The sequence below is a fragment of the Kitasatospora sp. NPDC057595 genome (assembly GCF_042800875.1).
Classification (GTDB): Bacteria; Actinomycetota; Actinomycetes; order Streptomycetales; family Streptomycetaceae; genus Kitasatospora.
On record NZ_JBHVGL010000048.1, the window covers coordinates 1 to 8,732 of the forward strand.

The 8,732-nt window shown below is 72.8% G+C and carries 6 protein-coding genes and 3 tRNA genes; 3 read left to right on the plus strand and 6 right to left on the minus strand.

The annotated features are described in order from the left end of the window. Nucleotides 1-20: 20 nt before the first annotated feature. The 6 genes from ACFU9E_RS35075 to ACFU9E_RS35100 all read right to left on the minus strand — a co-directional run bounded on the left by ACFU9E_RS35075 (nucleotide 21) and on the right by ACFU9E_RS35100 (nucleotide 3,234). Nucleotides 21-93: transfer RNA gene (locus ACFU9E_RS35075), tRNA-Glu, on the minus strand. A gap of 27 nt (nucleotides 94-120) precedes the next feature. Then, nucleotides 121-193: transfer RNA gene (locus tag ACFU9E_RS35080), tRNA-Glu, on the minus strand. A 42-nt stretch (nucleotides 194-235) separates the two neighbouring features. After that, nucleotides 236-307, minus strand: a tRNA-Gln gene (locus ACFU9E_RS35085). Nucleotides 308-534: 227 nt separating this feature from the next. Continuing rightward, the gene (gene gltX, locus ACFU9E_RS35090; protein WP_380689960.1) at nucleotides 535-2,031 is read right to left on the minus strand and encodes a glutamate--tRNA ligase; all 1,497 of its coding nucleotides are present in this window, start codon (nucleotides 2,029-2,031) and stop codon (nucleotides 535-537) included. Continuing rightward, on the minus strand, nucleotides 2,024-2,824 hold the full coding sequence (locus tag ACFU9E_RS35095) for a fumarylacetoacetate hydrolase family protein (protein ID WP_380689958.1): 801 nt from the start codon (nucleotides 2,822-2,824) through the stop codon (nucleotides 2,024-2,026). Before ACFU9E_RS35095 ends, gltX begins: the two co-directional genes overlap by 8 nt. Before the next feature lie 191 nt (nucleotides 2,825-3,015). Beyond that, nucleotides 3,016-3,234 (minus strand): hypothetical protein, encoded by a 219-nt coding sequence (locus tag ACFU9E_RS35100; RefSeq protein WP_380688140.1) that lies wholly within the window; start codon nucleotides 3,232-3,234, stop codon nucleotides 3,016-3,018. Nucleotides 3,235-3,919: 685 nt separating this feature from the next. Here ACFU9E_RS35100 and ACFU9E_RS35105 point away from each other — a divergent pair. From ACFU9E_RS35105 to ACFU9E_RS35115, 3 genes are all read left to right on the plus strand, one after another. Continuing rightward, entirely contained in the window at nucleotides 3,920-7,675 is a 3,756-nt protein-coding gene (locus ACFU9E_RS35105; protein ID WP_380688142.1) for a nitrate- and nitrite sensing domain-containing protein, read from the plus strand. A 10-nt stretch (nucleotides 7,676-7,685) separates the two neighbouring features. Further along, nucleotides 7,686-8,099: a roadblock/LC7 domain-containing protein gene (locus ACFU9E_RS35110; RefSeq protein ID WP_344345973.1), complete on the plus strand. Its 414-nt coding sequence runs from the start codon at nucleotides 7,686-7,688 to the stop codon at nucleotides 8,097-8,099. 164 nt (nucleotides 8,100-8,263) lie between these two features. Next, a complete protein-coding gene (locus ACFU9E_RS35115) occupies nucleotides 8,264-8,689 on the plus strand; it encodes a DUF742 domain-containing protein (protein ID WP_380688145.1) in 426 nt (141 codons plus the stop codon). The last annotated feature ends 43 nt before the right edge of the window (nucleotides 8,690-8,732 follow it).

An 8,732-nucleotide genomic window follows, 5' to 3' on the forward strand; every position in this document is an offset into this window, starting at 1 on the left:
GCGGTTCCTTGCGGAACCAGTACCCCCGACCGGATTCGAACCGGCGCTACTGCCGTGAGAGGGCAGCGTGCTAGGCCGCTACACAACGGGGGCTTTCCAGGCGGTTCCTTGCGGAACCAGTACCCCCGACCGGATTCGAACCGGCGCTACTGCCGTGAGAGGGCAGCGTGCTAGGCCGCTACACAACGGGGGCTTGATCTTGAGTTGTACGGTCCGGATGGACCGCGGTACTGCGCTGGGGTACCAGGACTCGAACCTAGACTAAATGAACCAGAATCACTCGTGCTGCCAATTACACCATACCCCACCGGAGTTGAACCCTTGTCGGGCCGCACTCCAGCTCGCGCCTCCCGCTCCGGCTCCGGCGTGGGGCTTTCGCTCCCTCGCCGTTGCCCTCCCGGGCGGCGCAGAAAGAACATTACCCGACGTCCGCCCCCGCTCCAAAATCGATAACCCCAGGCAGCGGGCAGGGGGCCGTCCGGTGACGTCCCGGGAGGCCGCGGGCCCGGCCGGTGACCGGGCCCGCGGGCGGGTTCAGGCCGCCGGGAGGGCCGCCAGCGCGGCCGTCAGCCGGCGCAGCGTCTCGGGGCGCCCGAGCAGCTCCATCGACTCGAACAGCGGCGGGGAGACCCGTCGGCCGGTCACCGCCACCCGCAGCGGGGTGAAGGCGAACTTCGGCTTGATGCCCAGGCCCTCCACCAGTGCCCCGCGCAGCGCGGCCTGGATCGGCTCCGGGGTGAAGTCGCCGAGCTCCTCCAGCGCCCGGACGCTCGCCTCCAGCACCGGCCGGGCGTCCGCGGTGAGCACCTTGGCGGCGTCGTCCGGGTCCACGGCGAAGTCCTCGGGCGCCACGAACAGGAAGCCGGCCATGCCGACGATCTCGCCGAGCACCACCATCCGCTCCTGGGTGAGCGGCGCCACCTTCGCCAGCAGCTCCAGCTGCGCGTCGCTCGGCTCGGCCGGCAGCAGGCCCGGGGCCTGCAGATAGGGCACCAGGCGGCGAACGAAGTCCTCCGGGGCCAGCCGGCGCAGGTGCTCGGCGTTGATCGCCTCGCACTTCTTCAGGTCGAAGCGGGCCGGGTTGGCGTTGACCTTGCCGATGTCGAAGGCCGCGACCAGCTCGTCCACGGTGAAGACGTCACGGTCCTCGGCGAGCGACCAGCCCAGCAGCGACAGGTAGTTGAGCAGGCCCTCGGGGATGAAGCCGCGCTCCCGGTAGAGGTTGAGCGAGGCCTGCGGGTCGCGCTTGGAGAGCTTCTTGTTGCCCTCGCCCATCACGTACGGCAGGTGGCCGAAGCGCGGGGTGCCGCCGCCGCCGACGCCGATGTCGGCGAGCGCGGCGTAGAGCGCGATCTGGCGCGGGGTCGAGGAGAGCAGGTCCTCGCCGCGCAGCACGTGGGTGATGCCCATCAGGGCGTCGTCCACCGGGTTGACCAGGGTGTAGAGCGGCGCCCCGTTGGCCCGCACGATGCCGTAGTCGGGGACGTTCTCCGGCTCGAAGGAGAGCGTGCCGCGCACCAGGTCGTCGAAGGCGATGGTGGCGTCCGGCATCCGGAAGCGCAGGATCGGCTCGCGCCGCTCCAGCCGGTAGACGGCGACCTGCTCGTCCGTCAGGTCGCGGCAGTGACCGTCGTAGCCCGACGGCTTCCCGGCCGCGCGGGCCGCCTCGCGGCGGGCGTCCAGCTCCTCGGTGGAGCAGTAGCAGTGGTAGGCGTGGCCGGCCTCGTGCAGCCGGCGGGCGACGTCCGCGTAGACGTCCATCCGCTGGGACTGGCGATACGGTGCGTGCGGGCCGCCGACCTCCGGCCCCTCGTCCCAGTCGAAGCCGAGCCACTTCATCGCGTCGAGCAGCTGCTCGTAGGACTCCTCGGAGTCGCGGGCCGCGTCGGTGTCCTCGATCCGGAAGACCAGCGTGCCGCCGTGGTGGCGGGCGAAGGCCCAGTTGAACAGCGCGGTGCGGACCAGGCCCACGTGCGGGTTGCCGGTCGGGGACGGGCAGAAGCGCACCCGTACGGCCGGCGCGTCAGCCACGCTTGACCACCTTGTTGGCGAGGGTGCCGATGCCCTCGACGGTGACGGCGACCTCGTCGCCGACGTTGATCGGCCCCACCCCGGCGGGCGTGCCGGTGAGGACGACGTCGCCCGGCAGCAGCGTCATGGCCTCGGAGATGTGCACGATCAGCTCGGCGACCGAGCGGACCATCTGCGAGGTGCGGCCGGCCTGCCGGAGCTCGCCGTTGACCGTGCAGGTGACGGCGAGGTCCGACGGGTCGAGGTCGGTCTCGATCCACGGGCCCAGCGGGCAGGCGGTGTCGAAGCCCTTGGCGCGGGCCCACTGGCCCTCGCGCTGCTGGACGTCGCGCGCGGTGACGTCGTTGGCGCAGGTGTAGCCGAGGATCACCTCGGGGACCCGCTCCAGCGGCACCTCGCGGCACATCCGGCCGATCACCACGGCGAGTTCGGCCTCGTGCTGGACGTCCGAGGAGAACGGCGGGTAGGCGATGCTCTCGGTCGGGCCGATCACCGAGGTGGACGGCTTGAAGAAGGTGAGCGGGACGTCCGGGACGGCGTTGCCCAGCTCGGCGGCGTGCGCGGCGTAGTTGCGGCCGACCGCGACGATCTTGTTGGGCAGCATCGGGCTGAGCAGCCGGACGTCCTGGAAGCGGTAGCTCTCGCCGGTCGGCTGGGGCTGGCCGAACGGGTGGCCGGCCAGGGCGTGGACCACCAGCGACTCGGGCCGGGCCGGGTCGCCCTCGACCACACCGAAGGAGACGCTGCCGGCGGCAGGGCTCCCTTCCCGGACGGAAAACCTGGCAATGCGCACGGCTGGGCTACCCCTCGCTTCGACGGACGTCCGGGGCGCGCCCCGGGCGCTGGCGGGAACCGCGGCCCCTTCGGCCCCGGCCCCGCTCGATCGCTGCCCAGGCTATCGCGTGGGCCCTGACCTGGCCCGCCGCACGACAACAGGCGCCGTCACCGGGGTGACGGCGCCTGTCGCGGCGTGCGCGGAACGCCTCAGTTCTGCGGGACGTTCACCGCCGGGGCAGTCGTCAGCTGGGTGCGGCGCGGGTTGGCGGTGGAGGCCGGCAGCTCGGTCGCGTAGGTCGCGACGTCCTCGGCCCGGCGGGCGCCGGGAATCTGGCCGAAGTCCTCGACCGAGGCCAGCGTCGTCCGGCGCGGGTTGGCCGTGGAGTGGCTGGTCGGCGTGGACTGGGCGGTCGTCGCCTGGGACATCTCGTCAGCACCTCTTGGTCGCGGCCGGGCGACCGACCACGATCGGCGACCGGCCTGAGTGATTCGGGGAGATTCTGGGCAGGCTGATCGGGGCCGTGCGCCGGATACAGCAAGGTTACGGATCTCTTTCCACAGTCACCGTGACCAAAGCTACACATTCATCTGTGATTTTCGTCACAAATCGCAGAACATATCTCTGATATCCGACATATCGCTTCATCGACCTTTACCGGCATATCGGAAATATCGGGCATACCCGAAGCTCCACCCATCACGTTGATCTCGGGTCGGCTTGGCATGTATCCGCCGAGTGTCCGAAAAAGGCGGTATTCCGGTCCGTTTGCCACACAGTCGGTGAGTTGTCGCGCGCGGTGAGTAGTGCCGTCCGATGTGCCCCGTCCGCCCTTGTTGGGATTCCCCGGCTGTGCTGGAATGCCACGGACCGTGGGTAGGGAGCTGTCCACCCCGGTGACCCGCTCTCCCGGACCGGCCGGGGGCGGATGGAAACTCGACACCGTCCAGACCGCGGCGACGCGGCGGGACGCCCGGTCCAGAGGTTGCGACGCCAGTGCAGGGACGTTTCAAAAGGGGTAGCGGCGCCGCGGGTGACCCGGAGTCGCGTGAGCCCGCGGCAGCCCCCCAGCAGGCGGCGGCCCCCGGCGGCCCGGCCGAACCGGCACCCGATGTGATCGGCCGGCCGGAGGAGGACGGCAAGGAGCGCAAGTCGACCCGCGGCAAGCTCCGCAGCTCCCTGACCCGCCGACGCGCCAAGGGCATGAGCCGCCTCGCCATGCGCAACTGGCGGATCCGCAGCAAGCTGATCGCGCTGCTCGCACTCCCGGTGCTGGTCGCGCTGGTCCTCGGTGGGCTGCGCATCCAGACCTCGCTCGAAACCTCGCAGCAGCTGGCCCAGATGGCCAACCTCTCCGACCTGGCCAAGAAGGCGACCGACCTCGCCAACGCCCTGCAGAACGAGCGGGACGTCAGCGCCGGCCCGATCACCGCCAAGCCCAACGCGCCGCTGGACGACGACATCGTCGCCGCCCGCAAGGTCACCGACGACCTCAGCCGCACCTTCACCGCGTCCTCGGACAAGTTCGAGAACCTCGAACTCTCCGGCGGCAAGGCGCTGCTCTTCCAGATCCGCAAGGACCTGAACTCGGTCTCCGACGCCCGCGGCAACCCGTACCAGAACAACCAGAACATCCAGGCGACGATCACCGCCTACGACGTGATCATCCGCGACCTGCTGTCGATCACCCAGGACATCGCGCTCGCGTCCAACAACCGCGAGCTGGTCCGCGCGACCCGCGCCCTGCAGCAGTTCTCGCTCGCCAAGAACTCCACCTCGCAGCAGCGCGCGCTGATCAGCGCCGCGCTCGCCAACCCGGGCGGCCCGGACCTCAGCCTGAGCGACGAGTCCTTCGGCATCCGGCTCAAGTCGTCCTACGACAACGCGCTGACCGGCTTCAACAACATCTACACCTCGCACGACCTGGACAACCTGCGCGGCCAGCTGAGCTACAACTCGGTGGTCGCCGCGGCCGACCGCTACGCGCGCTCGATCCTCCAGCAGGGCGGCATCCACCAGGGCGACGTCGTCAGCTACAAGGACTGGTACGAGCAGTCCACCGCCAAGATCGCCGCCGAGCGCCGGATCGAGTCCAAGCTCATCGAGGACCTCGACGGAAAGGCCCAGGAGCTCCAGTCCCAGGCCGACACCGAGGCCCTGATCATCGGTGCCGCCGTCGCGCTCGTGCTGCTCGTCGCCCTCGGTGGCGCCGGTCTGATCGCCCGCTCGATGGTGCGCTCGCTGACCCGGCTGCAGGCCGCGGCCGAGGACGTCGCCGAGCGCCGGCTGCCCGAGCTGGTCAAGACGCTCTCCGAGACCGACCCGCACGACGTGGACGTCGCCGTCGAGCCGGTCGGCGTCGACTCCGCGGACGAGATCGGCCACGTGGCCCACGCCTTCGACATGGTGCACAGCGAGGCCGTCCGCCTCGCCGCCGAGCAGGCCCTCCTGCGCGGCAACATCAACGCGATGTTCACCAACCTCTCGCGTCGCAGCCAGGGCCTCATCCAGCGCCAGCTGTCGCTCATCTCCGAGCTGGAGAGCCGCGAGGCGGACCCGGACCAGCTGGCCAACCTCTTCAAGCTGGACCACCTCGCGACCCGCATGCGCCGCAACGGCGAGAACCTGCTCGTCCTCGCCGGTGAGGACCCGGGCCGCCGCTGGACCCGCCCCGTCCCGCTGGTCGACGTGCTGCGCGCCGCCGCCTCCGAGGTGGAGCAGTACGAGCGCATCGAGCTCGCCGCCGTGCCGTCGGCCGAGGTCGCCGGCCGCGTCGTCAACGACCTCGTCCACCTGCTCGCCGAGCTGCTGGAGAACGCCACCTCGTTCTCCAGCCCGCAGACCCGCGTCCGGGTCACCGGCCACGCGCTGCCGGACGGCCGGGTGCTCGTCGAGATCCACGACACCGGCATCGGCCTCAGCCCCGACGACCTCGCCGAGATCAACGAGCGCCTCGCCAACCCGCCGACGGTGGACGTCTCCGTCTCCCGCCGCATGGGCCTCTTCGTGGTCGGCCGGCTGTCCCTGCGTCACGGCATCCGCATCCAGCTGCGTCCCAGCGACTCCGGTGGCACCACCGCGCTGGTCATGCTCCCGGTGGACGTCACCAACTCGGCCGACCGGCGCGGCCCCGGCCGTCCCGGCGGCCAGGGCGGCCAGGTCGGCCAGAGCGGCCAGCCGAAGCAGCAGCGCGGGGTCACCCCGACGCCGCGCCAGCAGCGCCAGGTGCCGGCCGGCCCGGGCGGACGCCCCGGCGGTCCGGCGGCACTCGGCCAGGCTCCGGCGGGCGGCGCCCCGCAGGCCCGGCCGCAGCTCGGCCAGGGCGGCCCCGGTCCGTCCGGCGGTCAGAACGGCCAGGGCGCTCAGAACGGCCAGAGCGGCCAGGGCGGTCCCGGCGCGGGCGGCGGTCTGCCGACGCGTCAGGTCGGCCAGTCGCTGCGCGAGAACCCGGCGCCGCAGGGCGGCCGTCCGGGTGCTCCCGGCCAGCAGGGCCCGAACTCCCAGGCCCCGAAGCAGCCGGCCCCGAACCAGCAGGGCGGCCTGCCGCAGCGCACCCCGGGCCGGCAGGGCCCGCAGCAGGGCGGCCCCGGCGGCCTGCCCCGCCGCGGCCAGCAGCCCGGCGGCCCCCAGCAGGGTGCCCCGCAGCAGGGCGGCCCGGGTGGCCTGCCCCGCCGCGGCCAGGAGCGTCCGCAGGGCGACGGCGTCCCCGCCGCCCGCGGCGGCGAGCAGCCCCAGCACGGCTGGGCCGAGCAGTCGGGCCGTCCGGGCGCGCCGCAGGGCGCCCGCCCCGGCGAGCGCCCGCAGGAGGGCCTGCCGCAGCGTCAGCGCCCCGGCCAGGGCCGTCCGCCGCAGGGTCCGCAGGGTGGTCCCCAGGGCCCGCAGGGCCAGGGCGGCCGTCCGCAGCGGCCCGCGCCGGGCGACCGCCAGCAGCAGACCCAGCCGCTGCCGAAGGTCCAGCCGGCCCCGCCGCTGCCCGCGGCCGAGCCCGCCCCGGGGGAGAGCACCCAGCAGTTCGCCCGTCCCCGGTTCGAGGCCAGTGACATCGACCCGCGCGACCCGCTGGGCCTCGGCCTGGTGGAGCCGGTGCTGCCGACCGTGCCGAACCCGGGCCGTCCGGAGCAGGGCGGCCGGCCGCAGGCCCCGCAGCAGCCGGTGCAGCAGCAGCCCGTCCGCCAGGAGCCGATGGCACTGCCGACCGGGCCGTCCGACGCCGGCGCGCCGGGCGAGGAGGGCCGGCCGGCCCAGCAGCAGAGCCGGCCCCGGCCGTACCAGCCGCGCCGCCCCGGCACCACGGCCCCGGGCCGTCAGGAGCAGCCGGCCGCCCCGCAGGCCGCCCAGGCCCAGCAGCGGCCGCAGCAGCCCCGGCAGCAGCAGGCCCAGCCGCAGCAGCAGGCCCCGCAGCAGCCACAGCACCCGCAGCCGCAGGCCCAGCAGCCGCAGCCCGGTGACGCCCCTTGGCGCCCGTCCGCCAACGACGAACGCTGGCGCCGCGCCGAGCAGGTCCGCGAGCCGTCCACCAGCGGGGTCACCATGTCGGGCCTCCCCCGGCGCACCCCGCAGGCCAACCTGGTCTCCGGCACCGCCGAGGCGTCCCCGCTGACCGGCCCCCAGGTGTCCCGCGCGCCCGAGGAGGTCCGCGGCCGGCTCACCAACCTGCGCCGCGGCATCCAGCAGGGCCGCCGGGCCGGTGCCGAGCAGGCGGCCGGCCAGGCTCCGGGCGCCCAGCCGCAGGCCGACCGGGGCCAGGGTCCGCAGGGTTCGCCGGGCCAGGGCAACCAGGCCGGTTTCCACCATGGTGCCCAGCAGCCCGGGTTCGATAGTTTCGGGGGCCGGACCGACGGCAACGCCGCAGATCATCAGGAGCGTTGAGTTGAATCAGATGAGCCAGGCCGCACAGAACCTGAACTGGCTGATCACCAATTTCGTGGACAACACCCCCGGGGTGTCGCACACGGTGGTGGTCTCCGCGGACGGCCTCCTGCTGTGCATGTCCGAGGGATTCCCCCGCGACCGCGCCGACCAGCTCGCCGCCGTCGCCTCCGGCCTCACCTCCCTCACCACCGGCGCCAGCCGGATCTTCGAGGGCGGCGAGGTCAACCAGACCGTCGTCGAGATGGAACGCGGCTTCCTGTTCCTGATGGCCATCAGCGACGGCTCCGCGCTCGCCGTCCTGGCCTCCCCCGACTCCGACATCGGCCTGGTCGGCTACGAGATGGCGCTGCTCGTCGACCGCGCCGGCGCCGTCCTCACCCCCGCACTCCGCGCAGAACTCCAGGGCAGTCTCCTGCACTGAGTGCACCCCTGAGCGGTACACCCACCCGTCCCACCTCCCCGCCGGTTCCGACCCGACCGGACCCGGCGTTCCACCCTCAGCTACCCTCAGGCAGCTGATCTCGCCTCAGCTGGCATCGCCCCAGCTGGAACCGGCTGCCCCAGGCTGCAGCACAAGGAGGACCCATGACCCCGCCTTCGACACCCGCCGGCCAGTACGGCGGCGGGTACGGCAGCGGCTACGGCGGGCAGCAGTCCGACGGCTACGAGCAGCAGCCGCTGGTCCGCCCCTATGCGATGACCGGAGGCCGCACCCGGCCCCGGTACCAGCTCGCGATCGAGGCGCTGATCTCGACCACCGGCTCCGCCGAGCGCACCGGTGGCCTGCTGCCCGAACACGCCCGGATCGTCAGCCTCTGCCGGGAGGTCAAGTCCATCGCGGAGATCTCCGCCCTGGCCGGTGTCCCGCTCGGTGTCGCCCGCATCCTCGTGGCCGACCTGGCCGAGGCCGGTCTCGTCGCCATCCACCAGCCCGCCGCCGCGGGCGAGTCGGGCGGAACGCCCGACGTCACGCTGCTCGAAAGGGTCCTCAGTGGACTTCGCAAGCTCTAACGCGGCCGCCCCCACCCGCGCCACCACCTCCGCGAAGATCGTC

What these genes read in the sequence shown, in the direction of transcription:
- ACFU9E_RS35100 (WP_380688140.1), bottom strand. Translation starts at nt 3,234, where the DNA reads ATGTCCCAGGCGACGACCGCCCAGTCCACGCCGACCAGCCACTCCACG.
- ACFU9E_RS35110 (WP_344345973.1), top strand. Translation starts at nt 7,686, where the DNA reads ATGAGCCAGGCCGCACAGAACCTGAACTGGCTGATCACCAATTTCGTG.
- ACFU9E_RS35115 (WP_380688145.1), top strand. Translation starts at nt 8,264, where the DNA reads ATGACCCCGCCTTCGACACCCGCCGGCCAGTACGGCGGCGGGTACGGC.